Origin of the sequence: Haemophilus sp. SZY H68 (genome assembly GCF_018829685.1) — a bacterium.
GTDB lineage: Bacteria > Pseudomonadota > Gammaproteobacteria > Enterobacterales > Pasteurellaceae > Haemophilus > Haemophilus haemolyticus_K.
In genome coordinates this window covers 146,456-169,328 of the sequence record NZ_JAHKKB010000001.1, presented here as the reverse complement: position 1 = coordinate 169,328, position 22,873 = coordinate 146,456, and the positions used below count along the sequence as shown (strand labels likewise).

18 protein-coding genes are annotated in these 22,873 nt (G+C 38.4%); 9 read left to right on the top strand and 9 right to left on the bottom strand.

Features of this window, described 5'->3' with window-relative positions; translation table 11 throughout:
• Window positions 1–135 precede the first annotated feature (135 nt).
• The 7 genes from KP712_RS00820 to KP712_RS00790 all read right to left on the bottom strand — a co-directional run bounded on the left by KP712_RS00820 (window position 136) and on the right by KP712_RS00790 (window position 8,965).
• Complete coding sequence (locus KP712_RS00820; protein WP_114891671.1) at window positions 136–849, bottom strand: TerC family protein; 714 nt, start codon at window positions 847–849, stop codon at window positions 136–138.
• A 97-nt stretch (window positions 850–946) separates the two neighbouring features.
• The gene (gene uvrC / locus KP712_RS00815) at window positions 947–2,776 is read right to left on the bottom strand and encodes an excinuclease ABC subunit UvrC (protein ID WP_215770469.1); all 1,830 of its coding nucleotides are present in this window, start codon (window positions 2,774–2,776) and stop codon (window positions 947–949) included.
• A 1-nt stretch (window position 2,777) separates the two neighbouring features.
• Entirely contained in the window at window positions 2,778–3,542 is a 765-nt protein-coding gene (kdsB, locus tag KP712_RS00810) for a 3-deoxy-manno-octulosonate cytidylyltransferase (protein ID WP_139989876.1), read from the bottom strand.
• 3 nt (window positions 3,543–3,545) lie between these two features.
• Entirely contained in the window at window positions 3,546–3,719 is a 174-nt protein-coding gene (locus KP712_RS00805) for a Trm112 family protein (protein ID WP_171898282.1), read from the bottom strand.
• 4 nt (window positions 3,720–3,723) lie between these two features.
• Window positions 3,724–4,722, bottom strand: a complete 999-nt coding sequence (gene lpxK / locus KP712_RS00800) for a tetraacyldisaccharide 4'-kinase (protein WP_215770468.1) — start codon at window positions 4,720–4,722, stop codon at window positions 3,724–3,726.
• A gap of 72 nt (window positions 4,723–4,794) precedes the next feature.
• Window positions 4,795–6,558: a lipid A ABC transporter ATP-binding protein/permease MsbA gene (gene msbA, locus KP712_RS00795; protein ID WP_215770467.1), complete on the bottom strand. Its 1,764-nt coding sequence runs from the start codon at window positions 6,556–6,558 to the stop codon at window positions 4,795–4,797.
• 40 nt (window positions 6,559–6,598) lie between these two features.
• The gene (locus KP712_RS00790) at window positions 6,599–8,965 is read right to left on the bottom strand and encodes a DNA internalization-related competence protein ComEC/Rec2 (RefSeq protein ID WP_215770466.1); all 2,367 of its coding nucleotides are present in this window, start codon (window positions 8,963–8,965) and stop codon (window positions 6,599–6,601) included.
• 259 nt (window positions 8,966–9,224) lie between these two features.
• Between KP712_RS00790 and dksA the strand changes: the two genes are divergently transcribed.
• The 8 genes from dksA (at window position 9,225) to glnE (ending at window position 19,473) form a co-directional block, all read left to right on the top strand.
• Window positions 9,225–9,662, top strand: a complete 438-nt coding sequence (gene dksA / locus KP712_RS00785) for an RNA polymerase-binding protein DksA (protein ID WP_005627987.1) — start codon at window positions 9,225–9,227, stop codon at window positions 9,660–9,662.
• A gap of 163 nt (window positions 9,663–9,825) precedes the next feature.
• Window positions 9,826–11,268 carry a polynucleotide adenylyltransferase PcnB gene (pcnB, locus tag KP712_RS00780; protein ID WP_374014722.1) on the top strand — a complete coding sequence of 481 codons (1,443 nt, stop codon included), beginning with the start codon at window positions 9,826–9,828 and terminating at the stop codon, window positions 11,266–11,268.
• A gap of 8 nt (window positions 11,269–11,276) precedes the next feature.
• Window positions 11,277–11,759: a 2-amino-4-hydroxy-6-hydroxymethyldihydropteridine diphosphokinase gene (folK, locus tag KP712_RS00775; protein WP_215770464.1), complete on the top strand. Its 483-nt coding sequence runs from the start codon at window positions 11,277–11,279 to the stop codon at window positions 11,757–11,759.
• 75 nt (window positions 11,760–11,834) lie between these two features.
• On the top strand, window positions 11,835–12,311 hold the full coding sequence (gene tsaE / locus KP712_RS00770; protein ID WP_215770463.1) for a tRNA (adenosine(37)-N6)-threonylcarbamoyltransferase complex ATPase subunit type 1 TsaE: 477 nt from the start codon (window positions 11,835–11,837) through the stop codon (window positions 12,309–12,311).
• Window positions 12,312–12,318: 7 nt separating this feature from the next.
• Window positions 12,319–13,689 (top strand): N-acetylmuramoyl-L-alanine amidase, encoded by a 1,371-nt coding sequence (locus KP712_RS00765; RefSeq protein WP_215770462.1) that lies wholly within the window; start codon window positions 12,319–12,321, stop codon window positions 13,687–13,689.
• Entirely contained in the window at window positions 13,690–15,579 is a 1,890-nt protein-coding gene (gene mutL / locus KP712_RS00760) for a DNA mismatch repair endonuclease MutL (RefSeq protein WP_215770461.1), read from the top strand.
• Between the two features lie 7 nt (window positions 15,580–15,586).
• A complete protein-coding gene (gene miaA, locus KP712_RS00755) occupies window positions 15,587–16,522 on the top strand; it encodes a tRNA (adenosine(37)-N6)-dimethylallyltransferase MiaA (protein ID WP_215770460.1) in 936 nt (311 codons plus the stop codon).
• A 5-nt stretch (window positions 16,523–16,527) separates the two neighbouring features.
• The gene (gene glnE / locus KP712_RS00750; RefSeq protein ID WP_204714224.1) at window positions 16,528–19,473 is read left to right on the top strand and encodes a bifunctional [glutamate--ammonia ligase]-adenylyl-L-tyrosine phosphorylase/[glutamate--ammonia-ligase] adenylyltransferase; all 2,946 of its coding nucleotides are present in this window, start codon (window positions 16,528–16,530) and stop codon (window positions 19,471–19,473) included.
• A 20-nt stretch (window positions 19,474–19,493) separates the two neighbouring features.
• Here the strand turns inward: glnE and recN are convergent, their stop codons facing one another.
• Both recN and KP712_RS00740 read right to left on the bottom strand, forming a co-directional pair.
• Window positions 19,494–21,170 (bottom strand): DNA repair protein RecN, encoded by a 1,677-nt coding sequence (gene recN / locus KP712_RS00745; protein WP_215770459.1) that lies wholly within the window; start codon window positions 21,168–21,170, stop codon window positions 19,494–19,496.
• Between the two features lie 111 nt (window positions 21,171–21,281).
• Window positions 21,282–22,172 carry an NAD(+) kinase gene (locus tag KP712_RS00740; RefSeq protein WP_046942360.1) on the bottom strand — a complete coding sequence of 297 codons (891 nt, stop codon included), beginning with the start codon at window positions 22,170–22,172 and terminating at the stop codon, window positions 21,282–21,284.
• Between the two features lie 100 nt (window positions 22,173–22,272).
• Here KP712_RS00740 and grpE point away from each other — a divergent pair, with 100 nt between their 5' ends.
• Entirely contained in the window at window positions 22,273–22,869 is a 597-nt protein-coding gene (gene grpE / locus KP712_RS00735; RefSeq protein WP_215770458.1) for a nucleotide exchange factor GrpE, read from the top strand.
• Window positions 22,870–22,873: the final 4 nt, after the last annotated feature.

The following is a 22,873-nucleotide window of genomic DNA, read 5'->3' as shown; positions in this document are numbered from 1 at the left end:
TCACACTAAAAGAGTCTGCTTTATGTTGAAATGGAACTGAATAGATGATTTAGTTATATAAAAATTAACTAAATAAACTAAAAGGGCCAAGTTCCTCAAATAACAGAACTCAGCCCTTAAATTATTTTTAATCTTCTATTTCATCCGTTTTCTCATTCGAATATTTATCATTTCGACCACAACGGAGAATCCCATTGCAAAATAAATATAACCTTTCGGGATGTGAATATCTAAACTTTCTGCAATTAAACTAATTCCCACTAAAACCAAGAAAGCTAAAGCTAGAATTTTCAACGTTGGGTGTGTATCTACAAAATCGCCGATTGGTTTTGCCGCAAACATCATCACGCCAACGGCAATAATAATCGCCAAAATCATAACCGGAAGGTGGCTTGCCATACCTACCGCAGTAATCACGGAATCTAAAGAAAATACAATATCTAGCACTGCAATTTGAATTAATACGCCAAGATAACTCACTTTATTTTTTCTTTCCGATTCATGATGGTCTTGATGATTGATTGCTTCTTTAATTTCGCCTGAACTTTTTACAATCAGGAATAAACCACCGATTAATAAAATCAAATCACGCCCAGAAATTTCTTGATTAAACACAGTAAATAACGGTGCAGTAAGTTTCATCATCCAAGCAAGTGACATTAAAAGTAAAATTCTTGTCAGCATTGCTAAACCAAGTCCAACAATACGACCAGACTGGCGTTGGCTTTCAGGTAAACGCCCAACTAGGATACTAATAAAAATAATATTATCGACCCCTAAAACGATCTCCAAAGCAGCAAGTGTCGCAAGTGATATCCACGCTTCAGGATCGGTAATCCATTCAAACATAATTTTTCCTATAATAGAGTTAAATAAATCCGAAAGTGCGGATCATAATGGCTTTATGATGAAAAGCAATCGTTATTTACATTTAAGAGATAATTGATTAATCGTTTTTGAGCGTTTCAAAAATCGTTTCGGCAAGTTTAAGGGAAATTCCAGGTACAGAGGCTATTTCATCTAAGGTCGCCTTTTTCACACCTTGTAAACCACCAAGATATTTCAGTAAAGCCTGACGACGTTTAGCGCCCACGCCTTCGGTGGTTTCTAAACCACTTTGTGTAAAGGCTTTTTGACGTTTTTTACGGTGCCCGCTTATTGCGTGATTATGGCTTTCATCACGGATGTATTGAATCAAATGCAATGCCAAACTATCATCAGGTAAATGAATTTCGCGGTCTTGTTTGCTGATGATTAGTACCTCCTGCCCTGCTCGACGATCCACACCTTTTGCTACGCCAATTAAGTGCGGTCTATTTTTATCCCATTTTACTTGAAGATGTTGGAACACATTCAATGCACGATTTAATTGTCCTTTTCCACCATCAATAAAAATAATATCGGGAATTTTATCTTCTTCTAAATCACGCTCATAACGTTTCTGCAACGCTTGTTCCATCGCAGCATAATCATCCCCGCCAGTAATCCCTTCAATATTAAAACGACGATAATCAGATTTTAGTGGACCTTCTTGATTAAAGACAACACAAGATGCTACTGTTTGATTTCCCATCGTGTGGCTTATATCGAAACATTCCATACGCTTAATTTCAGGAAGATTTAACAGCTCACACAACGCTTGATAACGCTCTGATATTCGTGAAGATTGTTTAAGTTGTACATTTAAAGCCGCTTTAGCATTAACCTGTGCGAGCTGTAAATATTTACTCTTATCGCCTTTTACACTTTCTTGAATCGTTACTTTTCTGCCCGCTTGATCAGTAAGAAGTTGCTCAAGCTCTGATTTTTCAGCTAATTGACGATCGACAATAATACTATTCGGGATACTTCGTCCTTGATGACCTTGTAAATAAAATTGCCCTACAAAAGTTTCTGTAAGTTCCGATAAATCCGTATTTGCGGGTACTTTTGGGAAATAACTGCGATTGCCGAGTACTTTTCCTTGACGAATAAACATCACTTGTACACAGGCTAAACCGTGTTGGTAAGCAATAGACATAATATCCATGTCATCTAAACGCTCATTGGATACAAATTGTTTTTCAATAACCGAACGCACCGCCTGAATTTGATCACGATAACGAGCTGCCTGTTCAAAATCTAAATTTCTGCTTGCCTGCTCCATTTTACCGATTAAATAATCTAACACCTGTTGATCTTTGCCTTGCAAAAATAAGCGCGCTAATTCAACTTGTTGATTATATTCTTCATCGGAAACATATCCCTGTACACAAGGCGCGGAACAACGCCCAATTTGATACTGCAAACAAGGACGAGAGCGGTTGGAATAAACAGAATTTTCACATTGGCGAACAGGGAAAAGTTTTTGCAAAAGCGATAACGTTTCACGCACGGCTCCCGCATGCGGATAAGGCCCGAAATATTCACCCGCAAATTTTTTAGAGCCACGATAGGAAGTGATTCTTGGATGACGTTCTTTGGTTAATAAAATAAATGGATAGGATTTATCATCACGCAATAATACGTTATAACGAGGCTGATAAAGCTTGATGAAATTATGCTCTAGCAGTAAAGCTTCCGTTTCAGATGAAGTTAAGGTGGTGTCAATATGATGAATTGACGCTACCAATGCCTCTGTTTTTTTACTGCTCAGATTTTTACGAAAATAGCTTGAAAGACGTTTTTTTAGATCCTTTGCTTTCCCAACATAAATAACCTGATCTTTATCGTCATACATACGATAAACACCAGGTTCATGAGAGACATCCGCTAAGAACTTTTTAGCATCAAACATTTTAATTCGCCGCTAAAATTGCCCGCACTTTTTCCAAATCTTCAGCGGTATCAACTCCTACTGCAGGCACTTCTTTCGCAAGCTCCACATGAATGCGTTCGCCGTTATATAACACGCGAAGCTGCTCAAGTTTTTCTAGATTTTCAAGTTGAGTTGGTGCCCATTGCACATATTGTTTTATGAAACCCGCACGATATGCGTAAATGCCAATATGACGTAAGTAAGCGTCCGCAAGCTGTACCTTCTGAACATCCTGTAAATTCATAAACTGATCACGATCGTAAGGAATAACCGAACGGGAAAAATACAATACATAGCCATCTTTATCTGTTAACACTTTTACTGCATTTGGATTGAATAATTCCTCTGCATCATGAATTTTTACCGCAAGGCTTGCCATATTGACATTAAATTTTGCTAAATTATCTGCCACTTGTCGCACGATAACGGGAGGAATCAAAGGCTCATCGCCTTGAATATTGACAATGATTTCATTGTCAGGAATCGCTAATTTTTCTACAACTTCCGCTAAACGTTCTGTACCAGAATTATGATGAACCGAAGTCATACACACTTCCGCGCCAAAACTTTTGGCAACATCAGCAACATTTTCATTATCGGTGGCAATAATCACTCGGCTCGCCCCAGACTGCAACGCTTTCTCAAATACATGTTGAATCATTGGCTTACCTGCAATATCAGCAAGAGGTTTTCCAGGTAAACGACTTGATGCAAAACGAGCGGGGATAATCACGGTAAATGACATAATTTATTCCTTATTCTTTAATATTTCAGCTTTATCGGCAAGCAACACTGGCACACCATTTTTAATAGGATAAGCAATCTGTTCATAACAACAAATTAATCGTTGATTTTCTTGATCATATTGCAATCGAGCTAAACAACGCGGGCAAGCTATCACTTCAAGCAACTGAGGATTAATCTTTTCAGACATTTCTATATTGCTCAACAAGTTTGTCTATTTTGGCCCAAAAGAGCGGTAAATTTTCACTTTGTTTTTCAGCCTCAATAATCTCCGCATCGACAGGGACATACCACCAATTATCTTTGGCAAAAGATTGGCATTTTACGGCATCTTTTTCCGTCATAAAGAGCGGTTGATTTTCAGAAAGTTTTTCTAATTGAGACGCTTCAAAATGTTGATGATCTTGAAATGCTTGAGTTTGCTGTAATTGAATCCCTAACTTTTCTAACATAGTAAAAAAACGCTGTGGGTTGCCAATCCCTGCAATGGCAACACCAGATTGAAATTCCTTTAATTGGCGTTTTTCATTAGTTTTTAAATTAATCGCGAAATGAGGCACAAGACGCATAACCACATCTGAATACTGATTTTGTCCACCATTAGTGATCACAAAATCTACGGATTTTAATCGACTTGGTAATTCACGCAATGGGCCAGCTGGTAATACAAAACCATTTCCCAACGCACGCTCAGCGTCCATTACGACAATTTCTAAATCACGCTGTAATTTATAATGCTGTAAACCATCGTCAGAAATAATAATATCGCACTCTATTTGGCTTAAGAGTAATTCAATCGCTTGCTGGCGATTCGGGGAAATCACTACTGGCGTATTGGTGCGTTTCGCGATCAATACTGGTTCATCACCACCTTCAATCGGATTTGTATTTTCAGTGACGAATAACGGATACGTTTTAGATTTACTGCCGTAACCACGAGAAATCACACCTACGCGCAAACCTCGTTTTTTTAATTCTTCCACAATCCAAATAACCACGGGCGTTTTGCCATTTCCACCAACAGACAAATTTCCCACAATTATCACTGGTTTTGGTGCGCGATAAGAAAACTTGAGCCCCAAAGAGAATAAGGCGCGACGAAGTTGGCTAATCAACCAAAACAATAAAGAAAAAGGCGATAAGAGCCAAATAAGTTTAGAGTTGGAATACCAGAAGGGCATAGAAAATCCTTTCTAATAAGTTCGGATAAAATAACGCGAGTTTTTCAACTCGCGTTTTCGATAATCAAAAAATTAGCCACTAAACTGCATACTGTGTAATTGTTTATAGGCGCCATTTTGTTCAAGCAATGCCTTATGGTTACCGCGCTCACGAATTTCTCCGTGATCAATCACAAGAATTTCATCCGCATTTTCAATGGTTGATAAACGATGGGCGATTACGATAACAGTACGATCTTTCTTCAATTCATCTAATGCAGATTGAATTGCTCGTTCTGACTCTGTATCTAGTGCAGATGTAGCTTCATCTAAAATTAATACTGGCGAATTACGCAATAAAGCACGAGCAATCGCTAAACGTTGACGCTGCCCACCAGATAAGCTCGCACCGTTTTCACCAATGACCGTATCAAAACCTTGTGGTAATTTTTCGATAAACTCTAAAGCATAAGCCGCTTTTGCTGCAGCAATAATTTCTTCACGAGAATACTTATCCTGCGCTGCATAAGCAATGTTATTCGCAATGGTATCGTTAAATAAATGGACTTGTTGAGAAACCACAGCGCAGTTTTCACGTAAATTGGATAAACGATAATCTTGAATATTTACACCATCCAGTAAAATTTCACCTTGCTCAATATCGTAAAAACGGGTCACCAAATTAGCAATGGTTGATTTACCCGATCCAGAACGTCCCACCAAAGCAACGGTTTTTCCTGCTGGCACGCTAAAAGAAATATTATTTAATGCAAGTTCATCTTTTCCTTGATATGCAAAACTCACATTCTTAAATTCTAATTCGCCTTTCGCGGGTTCAGCTTGGTAAGTGCCATTATCTTTTTCTGGTTCTAAATCTAAAATGGCAAATAGTGTTTGACATGCTGCCATTCCACGTTGGAATTGAGAATTTACGTTCGTTAAAGATTTTAATGGACGCATCATCGCCAACATAGATGAGAAAACCACCGTAAAAGAACCCGCACTTAGGTTATCTTCCGCAATCAACGGAGTCGTCGCTAAAAACAATACTGCCGCCAAAGCAAGAGATGCAATAATCTGCACAACAGGGTCGGAAATGGAATCAGCAGTAACCATTTTCATACCTTTACGACGCATATTGTTACTAACTTCATTAAAACGCTCTTCCTCGACAAGCTGACCACCAAACGAAAGCACGACTTTATGTCCTTTCAACATTTGCTCGGTCGTTGCTGTTAATTCTCCCATTGAATCTTGTAAATTCTTACTCAATTTACGGAAAATTTTTGACACGATAGTGATCAACACCGCAATAATTGGCCCGATAACAAATAAAACAAGGGTTAATTCCCAGCTTGTATAAAACATTACGGCCAATAGCGAAATAATATATGCCCCTTCTCGCACAATAGTAATTAAGGATCCTGAAGAAGAACTTGCAATCATCTCAGAATCATAAGTAATACGAGAAAGTAATTTGCCTGTTGAATTTCTGTCAAAGAAACTCACTGGCATAAACATCAAATGTTTAAACAAGCGGCGACGCATTGTCATGACAACTTTGCCTGATACCCACGCCAAACAATAATTAGAAATAAAGTTGGTAATGCCGCGTAAAATAATCATTCCAACGACGACAAAAGCCATAATTTTCAAAAATGAATTATTTGCCTTGCCAAAACCATCGTCCAACAAAGGTTTTAACAAATAAATCAAGCCTGAATCAGCCAATGCATTCAAAACTAATGCAATACCCGAAACAACAAGCCCCGCTTTAAAAGGTTTAATTGTTGGCCATAAACGCTTAAAAGTTTGTAAGGTTGAAAAATCATTTTCTTGTAATTTTTGCTCTTGCATAATCGCTATCTAATGGTAAAAATTGCGCGCATTGTACCTTTTATTCGCTCGAGAATCCAATTACACGCGCATACCAAGGGGAAAATTCTGTGCGTGCTTGTTGGATTTCTAATCGATCTTTAAAAAAATTTACCCGAACTTGCCCTGAAATAGCGGTATTTTCTACCGCACTTTTATAACGATGTAGCCTTTCCATAACCGAATAATGAGGGAATTTCCACGGATTCCAACGCCCACTAGAAATAATCGCTATATCTGGTCTAACCTGAGAAAGCAAGTATTCACTTGTCGATGTTTTACTACCGTGATGTCCTACTTGTAACACATCAATTTTTCCTAAAGTGCGGGCAAAAATTTGCTCATTTTTTGTTTCAGCATCGCCAGTTAGCAAAACTCGATGCTTTCCATCATCGACTAAAGTTACACAAGAATGGGGATTATCTGCTCGCTCCACAATAGAATATGGTGAAAGTATTTGAAAATGTAGCCCTTGCCAATCCCAATGACGTCCAGCAGTACAAAAAGTGCGGTGATTTTCCCCATATTTTTTTTGTGAAGGGGTAATAAATTCCACATTCGGATACGCCTTTAAAATTGTCGAAGCACCACCTGCATGATCGTTATCGTCGTGGCTCAAAATCAACTTTTCCAAAGTAATCCCTTCTCTATGTAAATAAGGCAAAATTTCTAATTCAGCCATATTTCCTCCTTGCCATGCAGGGCCTGTATCATAAAGAATCCCTTTGCCATTTTTCACAATCAACGTAGCTAAGCCCTGTCCCACATCTAAAGTATCTACCTGCCAAATTGGCTTGCTTAGTTGCTTGAACAACAAAATCATAAAACATAGCGACATAATGCCGAAAGAACATCTCAAAACCTTGATTCGATCATTTTTTGGCAAAGGTTTACTGAGATTTAATGTAAAAAATCTTGCCCGTTTTATTTGCCTGATTGATGATAAAACCTTGGGTTCTCGGTAAATACTCCAAATAATTAACATAAACATGCCACAACAAAGTGCGGTTAGAACCAGCGCTAAATTAAATGAAACACTGAACCAATTTCCTTGAAAAAGAGAAATTAACCAAGTAATTCCTTCGGCTAACTTATTCGCAAGTTGCCAAGAAAAAACCGCACCGTTGGTAAAAACAGCAAATAAAATCAAAGGAACAAGCAAAAAACTATAAAGTGGTACGGCAATAAGATTGGCTAAAAACCCGCTCAACGATAAGCCATTAAATAAAAAAAGTTGCAAAGGCGTAAAAAAGAGCAATAACCCAAATTGCAAATCAAATAAACTCAAAATCCACCGCACCTTTGATGAAAAGGGACGATTTTTCCATTGAAAAACTGAAAAAGGCACATAACGATACCAGACAATCAAACAACCAACTGCACCACAAGAAAGCCAAAAACTGACAGAAAGAGGCATTAATGGATCGCAGAAAAGCAAGAATCCGACAACCAGCATAAAAAGCTGAAGGGGTGAATAATGTCGCCTCATTATTTGAATGAAGAAAACGAAAACAAGTGCTGAAATGGCACGAAAAGTTGGCACGCTAAAACCAGCCAAATACGCATAAATTAAAGCAAATAAAACACCAAAAACTAAAGGAAAATAAGGATGAATAAAACGGGTGGGGAAAAATACTTGCAAAACACGCGCCAAGTAAAATCCAATTCCCATAGCCAACCCAATATGTAAGCCAGAAATAGCAATAAGATGTGCGGTATTGGTTTGTTGGTAAATTGACCAAGTAGTTTTATCTAACCAAGCCCGCTCACCAAAAGCTAATGCAATTAATAAACCTTGCAGTGATAACCCTTCCGTTTGCTTCTTTACTTGTTGCAATTTTTCTGCTCGCAATGATGAAAAATCAGCAATTTTTACCGCACTTTTTACAGTTCCGACAGCCGTAATCTCCTTTGAAAAATACCATTGTTGCCGATCAAATCCACCAAAATTTAATCTCGCAGAAAGGGGACGTAAAGAAATTTCCGCTTGCCAAATTTCTGATAATTTAGGCACCTCTTTTGCTTTCCAATTTAAAAAAATTCGTTGCTCTTGTAAGTTATCCGCCAATGTTGCTGTGGCGATAAGCGTTTGATAATCCTGTTGGTGCAAAATTTCTTGAATCTCAAAAGTCACCACTTGTTTTTGAGCGGTAATACTTTGAGCCTGTTGTAACAAGCTAAGTGCCGAATGGTGTGTATAACCTAGAGAAACAACAAAAAAGGCAAGATAAACTAAAACGTTTCTACGGAAAAAAATAAAAAGAAAAATCAAAACAAGCGCAATAACGAGAGCAACTTGCCAAGGCAATAGCAACGGTTGCGGTAGAAATAACAACGTTAAATCCGTAACAATTAACAAGACAGCTAAAGTTATTAAGTTTAATTTCATTTTTGTAAAAGATTAATCATAATCTCTCTAAGCCTAGGCTAGTTTTATTTAAATATGCAAACGGTTGCTTTAGATTTTGCGATCTGTATCGTAAAAATAAATTTTTCAGGAAAATTTACTTGCTAAAACAAACAACTTCTGATATTTATACCGCCCTCAAAAATTGGGTTCCTAAAAGTGCTGTCAGGAACAAACTAAAATAACAAGACAGGAAGTCGTGAAGTTCACGCTTAAATTCTGTATGTATTAGGAGTGAGAGATGTCAAAAGCATCGTTGAGCTTGCTAGATTTAGCAGGCGTAAAGCCTTATCAAATGAAAAAAGATGAAGAATATATGAGTGAAGATCAAATTCTTCATTTCAGAAAAATTCTTAATGCTTGGCACGAGCAAATCGTGGAAGAAGCTTCTCGCACCGTTGCACATATGCAGGATGAAGTGACCAATTTCCCCGATCCCGCAGACCGAGCAACTCAGGAAGAGGAATTCAGTCTAGAATTACGTAATCGTGATCGCGAACGTAAACTAATGAAAAAAATTGAAGCAACCTTGAAAAAACTTGATACCGATGATTTTGGTTACTGCGATTGTTGTGGTGAAGAAATTGGCATTCGCCGTTTAGAAGCACGCCCAACAGCAGATCTTTGCATTGATTGCAAAACTTTAGCTGAAATCCGCGAGAAACAAGTCGCTGGTTAATTCATTCTATTGAAAAATACAAAAGTGCGGTTAAAATTAGCCGCACTTTTTTGCATTTAAAAATGCGGAAAAATCCCCTTGCCTTTTTCTTTACAGAAAAAGAGCTAAGCCATTTATTTCCAACAAAAAAACGGAGTAAATTATTCTTACTTATATCAAAAATTTGTTTGGCAAGAAGACAAAAAAATCAAAAGAGGTTGCCAAAACAAGTGCTCATTCTAAACGAGTTGAGCGTTCTAATAGTCAAATGCCAAAAGCGCGGCCAAAAAAATCAGAACAAACACACCGCTACGATAAAAATGTGATTAAAGCGGCTCAATTTGATATTTCACCGCGTGATTTTAGCCGTAATGCTCTCACCGTAGTGGAAAAACTGCAACGTCAAGGTTTCGAAGCTTATATCGTCGGAGGATGTATCCGCGATTTATTGCTCGGTAAAAAACCAAAAGATTTTGATGTTGCAACAAACGCCCGTCCTGAGCAAATCCAAAACATTTTCCAACGCCAATGTCGTTTAGTGGGCCGCCGTTTCCGATTAGCACATATTATGTTTGGTCGAGATATTATTGAAGTTGCCACTTTCCGTGCCAATCACAGTGATGCTCGCAATGAAAATCAAGCGAAACAGAGCAATGAAGGCATGTTACTGCGCGATAATGTTTACGGTACTATTGAACAAGATGCAGAACGCCGAGACTTTACGGTCAATGCGCTATATTACAATCCGCAAGACAATACCTTACGTGATTATTTTGATGGTATTCATGATCTCAAAGCGGGAAAGCTACGCTTAATTGGTGATCCAGTTACGCGTTATCAAGAAGATCCTGTGCGTATGCTACGCTCAATTCGTTTTATGGCAAAACTTGATATGTTCCTTGAAAAACCGAGCGAACAACCAATTCGTGAACTTGCGCCTTTATTAAAAAATATTCCGCCAGCCCGCTTATTTGACGAAAGTTTAAAATTATTGCAGGCGGGACAAGGGGTAAAAACCTATCGTTTATTACGCCAATATGGTTTATTTGAACAACTTTTCCCTGCATTAAGCGCATATTTTACAGAGAAAGAAGATAGCTTTGCAGAACGCATGATCGTCACCGCTCTTAATTCTACGGATGAACGCGTTGCGGATAAACTTCGTATTAATCCTGCATTCTTATTTGCAGCATTTTTCTGGTATCCATTACGCGAAAAAGTGGAAATTTTGAAAAATGAAGGTGGTTTAAATAATCATGATGCTTATGCTTTGGCGGGGAATGAAGTTTTAGATTTATTCTGTCGCACTTTGGCTGCACCACGTCGTCATACTGCGGTCATTCGGGATATTTGGTTCTTACAACTGCAATTATTAAAACGTACTGGTTCAGCACCAATGCGTACCATGGAACATCCAAAATTCCGTGCTGGCTTTGATTTACTGGCGATGCGTGCGGAAATTGAAGGTGGCGAAACGATTGAATTAGCCAAATGGTGGCACGAATATCAATTCAGCAATGGTGAACAGCGCGAACAGTTGATACACGAGCAACAACGCCTACATCCCAAACCAAAGAAAAAATACTACCGCCCACGCCGTCGTAAAACAACGCGCTCAGCAGAATAAGGGAAGAGATGATTACTGCATATATTGCCCTTGGTAGCAATTTAAACACACCAGTAGAACAATTACATTCTGCGCTTAAAGCAATAAGTCAGTTACCCAACACGCATTTGGTAACGACGAGCGCTTTTTATAAAAGCAAACCGCTCGGCCCACAAGATCAACCCGATTATGTGAATGCCGTTGCAAAAATTAAAACCGAGCTTAGCCCGCTTGCTCTATTAGATGAATTGCAACGTATTGAAAATGAGCAAGGTCGAGTACGTTTACGTCGCTGGGGGGAGCGTACATTAGATTTGGATATTTTGCTTTACGGAAACGAAATCATTCAAAATGAGCGCTTAACGATTCCCCATTATGATATGTATAACCGTGAGTTTGTCATCGTGCCGTTGTTTGAAATCGCCTCGGATTTGGTCTTACCTAACACTCAACCGCTAACAGATTTGGTCAAACAATTCGATAACCATGAAATGATAAAATTAAATCCCTAGAAATTTCACCGCACTTTTATGAACCTAAAAAGTGCGGTAGAATCTGCCCACATTTTTCTTCATTCATGACCCGTTATGGAAAGCTTAACTCAATATATCCCTGATGAATTTTCTATGCTCCGCTTCGGCAAAAAATTCGCAGAAATTCTTTTAAAATTGCATACAGAAAAAGCCATTATGGTTTATCTTAACGGTGATCTTGGTGCAGGAAAAACAACGCTAACACGCGGAATGCTGCGAGGTATCGGTCATCAGGGTAATGTAAAAAGCCCAACTTATACGCTGGTTGAAGAATACAATATTGCAGGCAAAATGATTTATCATTTTGATTTATATCGTTTAGCAGATCCAGAAGAACTCGAATTTATGGGCATTAGAGATTATTTTAATACGGATAGCATCTGCTTAATTGAATGGTCTGAAAAAGGCCAAGGCATATTGCCTGAAGCGGATATTTTAGTAAATATTGATTATTACGATGATGCACGAAATATTGAATTAATCGCACAAACAAACTTAGGTAAAAATATTATAAAAGCATTCTCTAATTAATTTATTTATGAAAACAAAAATTTTATTTTTTCTTTTTTTCTCAACGTTTAGCTTCTCTCTTTTTGCAGCCCCAATTACGATTGCGATTGATCCAGGTCATGGGGGAAAAGATCCCGGTGCAATCAGCCGAAATTTGGGCATTTATGAAAAAAATGTCACTCTTTCGATTGCAAAAGAGTTAAAAGCCTTACTCGATAAAGACCCAAATTTTCGTGGCGTATTAACGCGCAGCGGTGATTACTATATTTCCGTGCCTGAGCGTTCAGAAATCGCACGTAAATTTAAAGCGAATTATCTCATTTCCATTCATGCGGATTCATCCGAATCACCTGAACGTCGCGGTGCATCAGTGTGGGTGTTGTCAAATCGTCGAGCTAATGATGAAATGGGTCAATGGTTAGAAGACGATGAAAAACGCTCCGAATTACTTGGTGGCGCAGGAAAAGTGCTTTCGCACAATAATGATAAATACCTAGATCAAACTGTACTTGATTTACAATTTGGTCATAGCCAACGTACAGGTTATGAACTTGGAAAACATATTTTAAGTCATTTTTCTAAAGTGACGACTTTAAGCCGCAGCGTTCCTCAACACGCAAGCCTTGGCGTTTTACGTTCTCCAGATATTCCTTCCGTATTAGTGGAGACAGGTTTTCTATCAAATTCTGATGAAGAACAAAAACTTAACTCACCAGCTTATCGTCGTCGTATCGCCTATATGATTTATGAGGGATTAGTGGTTTTCCGCGGCGGAAAAGCTAAATCTTTTATAAGTGATGATATTGTTCAGAATAGCAAACAAAGTGATACAAAAAATACTGAAAAAAATGACCGCACTTCCGATAAAAATACTAATGAGAACAGCGTAAAAGATAGCGGACTTCGCCATACAGTCAAAAATGGGGAAAGTTTAGGAAGCCTTGCGAATAAATATGATGTCAAAGTAGCAGACATTGTGACGTTAAATAAATTAAAACGCGAAGCACTTTGGATTGGTGAAACCATCAAAATTCCAGATAATGGAAAAACTCAGAAAGCACAAAATGAAAAAATAAATTCATCAAAAAATAAAGAAAGTGCGGTGAAAAAGACAGAGAAAACGACTGAGAAAACCAATACTGTAAAAGTAGAAAAATCAGAAAATAAAACGGATAAAAATACATCCTCAAATAAAACGAAACAAGAGGAAATCTCATCCACTAAAAAATCTGATGAGAAAAAAGAAATTCCGCTTTACCATGTCATTCAAAAAGATCAGACAATCTATGCTGTATCGCGAGAGTACAATATTTCAGTCAACCAAATTTTAAAACTGAATCCAAAATTAAAAGATGGTAAAGCCCTGAGCGGACAAAAAATTAAATTAAGAGAAAAATAAATGCCAATTAAAATTCTTTCCCCACAACTTGCTAACCAAATTGCTGCTGGTGAAGTGGTAGAACGCCCTGCGTCTGTGGTGAAAGAATTAGTGGAAAATAGCCTTGATGCAGGTGCAAATAAAATCCAAATCGATATCGAAAATGGTGGGGCAAATTTAATCCGCATTCGTGACAACGGCTGTGGCATTCCAAAAGAAGAATTAAGCCTGGCGTTAGCCCGACATGCTACGAGTAAAATAGCCGACCTTGACGATCTAGAAGCCATTTTAAGTTTGGGGTTTCGTGGCGAAGCATTGGCGAGTATCAGCTCGGTATCGCGCTTAACGCTTACCTCTCGCACAGCAGAGCAAACTGAAGCGTGGCAAGTTTATGCGCAAGGCCGTGATATGGAAACCACGATCAAACCCGCATCACATCCTATCGGCACAACAGTTGAAGTTGCCAATCTTTTTTTCAACACGCCAGCCCGCAGAAAATTTTTGCGTACAGATAAAACAGAATTTGCTCATATTGATGAAGTCATTCGTCGCATTGCTTTAACAAAATTCAATACGGCATTTACATTAACGCATAATGGGAAAATCATCCGTCAATATCGTCCTGCCGAAGAGCTCAATCAGCAACTAAAACGTGTTGCAGCTATTTGTGGAGATGATTTTGTCAAAAATGCCTTACGAATTGATTGGAAACACGATGATTTACACTTATCGGGCTGGGTAGCCACACCAAATTTTAGCCGAACTCAAAATGATTTAAGTTATTGCTATATTAATGGTCGAATGGTGAGAGATAAAGTGATCAGCCATGCTATTCGACAAGCCTATGCACAATATTTACCAACCGATGCTTATCCTGCATTTGTGTTGTTTATTGACTTAAACCCGCATGATGTGGATGTCAATGTTCATCCAACCAAACATGAAGTGCGCTTTCACCAACAACGCCTCATTCATGATTTTATTTACGAAGGCATCAGCCATGCGCTAAACAATCAAGAACAGCTTAATTGGCACACAGAGCAAAGTGCGGTAGAAAATCACGAAGAAAATATGGTGCGTGAACCCCAACCAAATTACAGCATTCGTCCTAATCGTGCAGCTGCGGGGCAAAATATCTTTGCGCCACAATATCATGAAAAACCACAGCAAAATCAAGCGCACTTTTCTAACACAGCAGTGTTGCCAAATCATGTAAGTACTGGTTATCGAGATTACCGTTCTGATGCACCGAGTAAAACTGAGCAACGTTTATATGGTGAATTGTTACGTACATTACCATCTACAGAGCAAAAGGATATATCGAATACTGCACAACAAAATATTTCAGATACAGCTAAAATCATCTCAACTGAAATAATTGGGTGCTCATCACATCTGCGCGCCCTTTCACTTGTTGAGAATCGCGCGCTGTTATTACAACAGAACCAAGATTTCTTTTTGCTTTCATTGGAAAAATTACAACGCTTGCAATGGCAATTGGCTTTACAACAAATACACATTGAACAACAGCCTTTATTGATTCCAATTGTGTTTCGCTTAACTGAATCACAATTTCAAGCATGGCAACAATATTCAGATGACTTCAAAAAAATTGGCTTTGAATTTATCGAAAATCAAGCACAATTACGCTTAACCTTAAATAAAGTGCCAAGTTTATTGCGTACACAAAATCTACAAAAATGCGTGATGGCAATGCTGACTAGAGAGGAAAATTCATCACCATTTTTAACCGCACTTTGCGCACAATTAGAATGCAAAGCCTTTAATGCTTTAGCGGATGCACTTAATTTATTGAGCGATACAGAACGTTTACTCACGCAAACAAATCGCACGGTATTTACCCAGTTGCTAAAACCTGTTAACTGGCAGCCTTTATTAAACGAAATTTAGATTCTTCATGAAACCAACCGCAATTTTTTTAATGGGCCCAACAGCCTCCGGTAAAACAGATTTAGCCATTCAACTACGAAGCTCGCTTCCAGTCGAAGTGATTAGTGTGGATTCAGCGCTCATTTATAAAGGAATGGATATTGGCACAGCGAAACCATCAAAAGAAGAACTTGCCCTTGCGCCTCACCGTTTGATTGATATTTTAGATCCATCAGAAAGCTATTCCGCAATGAATTTCCGCGATGATGCACTACGCGAAATGGCGGATATTACCGCACAAGGTAAAATTCCGTTACTAGTGGGCGGCACGATGTTGTATTACAAAGCCTTAATCGAAGGGCTTTCCCCCTTACCTTCTGCTGATGAAAATATTCGTGCCGAGATCGAACAAAAAGCAGCTCAACAAGGTTGGGCAGCATTGCATACAGAACTCGCCAAAATCGATCCTATTTCTGCCGCTCGAATTAACCCTAGTGATTCTCAACGAATCAATCGTGCTTTAGAGGTTTTTTACATCACAGGAAAATCACTCACAGAACTGACGGAAGAAAAAGGCGAAGGCTTGCCTTATGATTTCATGCAATTTGCAATTTCGCCGCAAGATCGTCATATTTTGCATGACCGCATTGAACAACGCTTTCATAAAATGATTGAACTGGGCTTTCAAGCAGAAGTGGAAAAACTTTATTCTCGCGGAGATTTAAATATTAATCTACCATCAATTCGCTGTGTGGGCTACCGTCAAATGTGGGAATATTTACAAGGCGATTACGATCACGAGGAAATGATTTTCCGTGGTATTTGCGCAACGCGCCAGCTAGCTAAACGCCAGCTCACTTGGCTACGAGGTTGGAAAACGCCAATACAATGGCTAGATAGTTTGCAACCTCAACAAGCGAAAGAAACCGTATTACGTCACTTAGATTCCTATCAAAAAGGTTAGAAAAAATGACCGCACTTTCTGCCCTCATTGAACAAAAATTACAATCTCTTGGCACAATTCTGTGCCAATCTTTTCCAGAACTATCGCCAGAAAAAATTCACGACGCCATTCAAAAAAATTTAAACCATCCTGAACTGCCTATTTACCAATTAGGCTATGCTATGACAATGTCTGACTTTGTGGAAAAAGTCTTGCAAAAATACCCGCACTTAGGGAAACAATGGTGGGAAAAATCGCCCTGTTTTGCAGATTGCTCTACGTATATTGAACGTTTGAATAGAGAGTTAGCCAATGTACATGACGAAACCGCACTCTATCAAACATTACGCCAATTCCGTAACATTGAAATGGCAAAATTAAGTTTTTGTCAAAGTTTGAATCTTGCCACTGTAGAAGAAATTTTTGTTCAGCTTTCACAACTTGCAGAAAGTTTAATTATCGCTACCCGCGATTGGCTTTATCATCAAGCCTGTACGGAGATGGGCACGCCAATGGATGAACAAGGCAATCCGCAACAGCTTTATATTCTAGGAATGGGGAAACTAGGTGGCTTTGAACTCAATTTTTCCTCAGATATTGATTTAATTTTCACTTATCCATCACAAGGGGAAACATCCATTGAGAATACGGATGCTCGACGTTCTGTGGATAATACAAAATTTTTCACACGTTTAGGACAACGCCTTATTTCTGCCTTAGATGAATTTACCTCTGATAGTTTTGTGTATCGAACCGATATGCGTTTACGCCCATTTGGCGACAGCGGTGCGCTTGTTCTCAGCTTTGCGGCAATGGAACAATATTATCAAGATCAAGGTCGAGATTGGGAACGCTACGCAATGATTAAAGGGCGAGTATTGGGCGCACAAACAAAGGATCCCAACGTATCTAAATTGCAAAAAATGTTACGCCCTTTCGTGTATCGCCGTTATATTGACTTTAGTGTGATTCAATCTTTACGCGAAATGAAAGGCAAAATTGAGCGAGAAGTACGCCGTCGTGGTTTAAAAGATAATATTAAACTGGGTGCGGGTGGTATTCGTGAAGTCGAATTTATCGTGCAAGTTTTTCAACTCATTCGAGGCGGGCGAGAAATCAATCTGCAACAACATTCACTCTTAAAGATCTTGCCTGAAATTACCAAACTAGGATTAATTACCGAGCAACAATTCCACGATTTACGTGAAAGTTATATTTTTTTACGTCGCGTAGAAAACATTCTACAAGCAATTAACGATCAACAAACTCAAACATTACCAACCGATGAAATAGATCAAATTCGTTTAGTCGAGGCGTGCAAAACATTCACTTGTTTAAATGAAAATAATCAAACCATCGAAAAACATTATCCAATAGAAAATTGGGACGATTTTTACCGCACTTTACAACAAAAACAAGAAAAAGTGCGGGCGGTATTTACTCAATTAATCGGTGATGAACAAGATGAACCTTCACAAACTGATAGCCAATGGCAAGATTTTTTAGAAGCAGATTTTGAGGATATTGAACAGACATTATTAGAGAGTGGTGTATCAGAAAATAATATTGACGAAGTTTTAGAAAAGCTTGCTCAATTCAAAGACAGCCTAAATCACAGAGTGATTGGTTCACGTGGGCGTGATGTTTTGAGTCATTTAATGCCAACAGTACTTGCACTCATTTTTGAACAAGAAAATTACCGCACTTTGCTTCCCCGCATTCTAAATATTATTGAGAAAATTTCGAGTCGCACAACTTATTTAGAATTATTATTGGAAAACCCTCGTGCCCTTCAGCAAGTTATTGAACTTTGTGCACAGTCTCAACTTATTTCAGAACAACTTGCTCGCCACCCTATTTTATTAGATGAATTGCTTAATACAGAAGCGCTACGCCATCCGTTGCCATTTACCCAATATCCTACAGAGTTACACCAATATTTGCTTCGTTTACCACCTGATGATGAAGAACAACTTATTGATGCTTTACGTCAATTTAAACAAGCAACCCTATTAAAAGTGGCCGCGGCAGATATCTTGGGAGCATTACCGGTGATGAAGGTAAGCGATCATTTAACCTATCTTGCCGAAGCGATTATTGAAGTTGTTGTGAATCTAGCTTGGAAACAAGTTTCGTCTAGATTTGGTGTACCTGAACATTTACAAAATGACGAAAAAGGATTTTTAGTGATTGGTTATGGAAAACTGGGGGGGATTGAACTCGGTTATAAATCTGATTTAGACCTCGTATTTTTGTACGATGCCGTAGAAAGTCAAACAACAGGTGGCAAAAAAGTGATTGATAGCAATCAATTTTATCTGCGTTTGGCGCAAAAGATTGTAAGTATTTTCAGCATAAATACTTCCTCTGGCGTACTTTATGAGGCAGATATGCGCCTGCGCCCTTCTGGCGATGCTGGCTTAATTGGCTGCTCTCTTTCTGCATTTGCCCATTATCAATTAAATGAAGCTTGGACATGGGAAAAACAAGCGCTTGTGCGTGCTCGCCCTGTATTTGGTGAATCATCTCTTAAAGCTAAATTTGAGCATATCCGCCAACAAGTACTTTCTGCATCACGAGATATTGAGCAATTAAAACGAGATGTTGTGGAGATGCGAGAAAAAATGTTCACACATTTGTCCCATTCAAAAGATGGTGAATTTAATCTTAAAACAGATCGCGGTGGTATCACTGATATAGAATTTATCGCTCAATATTTAATGCTTGCCAATGCCCCACAAAATCCACAATTGACAAAATGGTCAGACAACGTACGTATTTTCGATGATATGGCTGAGGCTCAAATTATTAGCCAAACAGAGTGCGACACATTAAAACAATGTTATGTTGATTTACGCAACGCTATTCACCATTTAAATTTGATAGGTAAATCCTCCGTTGTGGATGAAACTGAATTTGTCAAAGAGCGGTCATTTATTCAAACATTTTGGGATAAGCTATTTAGTTCATAAAATAGTAATTAAATCCCATTTTAATGAACTAAATCTAGCATTTCCTGCGCATTGGCTAAGGCTAATTCGGTAATTTCACTTCCGCCCAAGAGTCTTGCCAAGGCTGGTACACGTTCAGCTTGTGAAAGTGCGGTCATTTGTGTTTCAGTTTTATTATCCACAGTAAATTTTTCCACATTGAACTGATGATGGCCATGACAAGCAACCTGTGGCAAGTGAGTTACGCATAATACTTGGCAGCGTTCACTTAATTGACGTAAAAGTTTTCCGACAACACTTGCTGTTTTTCCGCTAATGCCCACGTCCACTTCATCGAAAATTAACGTTGGAATAGCCGATTGATCAGAAGTTAAAACTTGAATCGCCAAAGAAATACGAGAAAGCTCACCACCAGAGGCAATTTTAGCTAACGGTTGAGGTTGTTGCCCTAAATTACTACGCAAAGTAAAAACCACATTATCCGCACCGTTTGCTCCTACTTTATCTAAATCCGTATTCAACTCTACATAAAATTCAGCATTTTCCATTGCAAGTTGTTTTATCGACTGCGTGACATTCTGCGCTAAGCGAGCTGCAGATTGCTGACGACTTGCAGTTAATGCTTTAGCCGTTGCTTGCATTTGTTCAAATGCGAGTTTTTCTTGCTCAATCAACATCTCTTCACTTTCAGAAAAATCTAAAAGTGCGGTTAATTCTGCTTTTAATTTTTTGTGATGTTCCACAAGATCTTCAGGCTTAACTTGGTGTTTACGAGCAAGTTGTAAAGCCTGACTAATTCTTTGTTCGATTTCCTGTAAAAGTTGAGGATCTTGCTCGATATTACTCGATAAATTTCGTACTTCACTGGTTGCTTCTTGCACTTGAATCAACGCATCATTCAACATACTTTGCACTTCAGAATATTGCGGATCAAGTTCAGCTAATTCATCAATATATTGTGTTGCACGATACAGCAAGCTATCGATATTTACCGTGTCATTTTCACTTAAAATTTGCAGGGCTGATTGAGAAAGTTGAGTTAGCTGTTCACTGCTAGATAAACGACGTTGTTCATCTTCTAATTCCAAATATTCATTTGGTCGAAGATTAAATTCATCTAATTCATCCACTTGATACTGTAAAAGCTGTTTACGTGCCTCATTTTCTGCCACTTTTTGTTGAAAGGTTTTAACTTGATTTTGAAGATTTTTCCATGCTTGATAATCTTCACGCATTTTCCCAAGTAATTCAGGATGAGCGGCAAAATTATCAACTAACTGAAGCTGATAGTCATTTTTTAGCAATAATTGAGAAGCGTGCTGCCCATTAATATGAACAAGATATTGACCAATCTCTTTTAATTGAGACGCGGATACAGGAGTACTATTAATAAAAGCTTTAGAACGTCCGTCGGCATTAATCACACGACGCAAAATACACTCAGAGGGATTATCTGGATCTTGCAATTCCTGCTCATTCAACCATTGATAAGCAGGATTATGCGATTCTAGTTGGAAAGTTGCACAAATTTCTGCACGTTCTTGCCCTCCGCGTACCATTGAGGTTTCTACTCTTTGTCCGAAACATAAACCTAAAGCATCAATGGCGATAGATTTTCCAGCCCCAGTTTCCCCAGTAATTACAGACATTCCTTTCGCCAATTCGATATCAAGCTGGCGAACAATCGCAAAATTATTGATAGTAAGTTGAGTAAGCATAGCAAAATCCTTTAACTGTATATCAATCATATTACAACTGATTTAATTTACAGTAAAGGATTTTTTTACAGTGTTTTAACGATACACTTCGACTATGCTTTTTTATAAAAATCAAAATGATTTCAACCAACCTAATTTGGTGCTTAATACATTGTAATAATTATAATTTTTTAGATGAAGCAATCTGAGTTTATGCTCACTTTTTTGAATATGAACCACGTCATCAGGCGTAAAAGGTAAGGCTATTTGACTATCACAGCCCACTTCCAATTGAGATGTATTATGCTCAGCAAAACGAATCGATATTTTACTATCACCATCAATAACAAGAGGACGAGAAGTTAATGTATGTGGAAACATAGGCACTAGCGCAATCGCATTAAGATTGGGTGTCAAAATCGGGCCACCAGCAGAAAGAGAATAAGCCGTAGAACCTGTTGGAGTAGAAACAATTAATCCATCAGAACGTTGTGAAAATGCAAACTTATCATTGATATACACATGAAAATCGATCATATGCGCAATTTTTGCAGGGTGAATAACCGCCTCATTCACAGCATTCCCAGTCGATACAATTTCACCTGCACGCTCAATTTTTGCTTTCAATAAAAAACGTTCTTCCACGAAGAATTCACCACGTTCTAAACAAGCTTCAAGTTGAGCATAGGCATTTTTCGGGTCAATATCTGTTAAAAATCCCAAATTACCACGGTTGATACCAATCAATGGAATATCATATTTTGCTAATACGCGAGCACGTCCCAACATATTACCATCCCCACCAATCACGATAACCAACTGTGCTTGGCAACCAATTTCATCAAGTGTTGCAAGATTTTCTGCAGGAAGCCCTAGTTTTTCAGCAACATCTTTTTCCATCATTACTTGATAGCCACGTTCCGTTAACCAGTGAAACAAATTTTTGTGCATTTGTAAGTTAATGTCATTTCGAGGTTTTCCTACAAGTCCAATGGTTTTAAAGGAACGATATAAATTATTCATAAAATAAACCGCACTTGAATTTAACATTTTCGCCATTATATAGTTTTTTGTTAGACTATAGCTAACGACTATGGCGAATTTTGTATTTACGGAGAAAAAAATGTCAGAACAAGAACAAAAAGTTGAAACCCCAGAAGTAGAAAAGCAAGAAGACGCTGTTGTGGAAGAAACACAACAAACAGAGCCTTCTCAAGAACTTGATCCTTTAGAAGAAGCAATTGCCCGAGTGCAAGAACTTGAAGAGCAACTAAAAACTCAAATAGAAGAAGCAGCAAATAAAGAACAGGATATTTTACTTCGCTCTCGTGCTGAAATTGAAAATCTTCGTCGTCGAACTGAACAAGACGTTGAAAAAGCACATAAATTCGCATTGGAAAAATTCTCAAAAGACATTTTGAATACTATCGATAACCTAGAGCGCGCACTTGCCACTCCAGCAAATAAAGAAGATGAAAGCGTAAAAGCCTTATTTGACGGCGTAGAACTAACCTTAAAAGAATTAGTTTCAACCGTTGGTCGTTTTGGCGTGGAAGCTGTGGGGGTTGTCGGTGAAGCATTTAATCCTGATTTACATCAAGCCATTTCAATGCAACCTGCTGAAGGCTTTGAAAGCAATCAAATTAGCGTCGTATTGCAAAAAGGCTACACCTTAAATGGTCGAGTCATTCGCCCAGCGATGGTAATGGTGGCAGCTTAAGCCA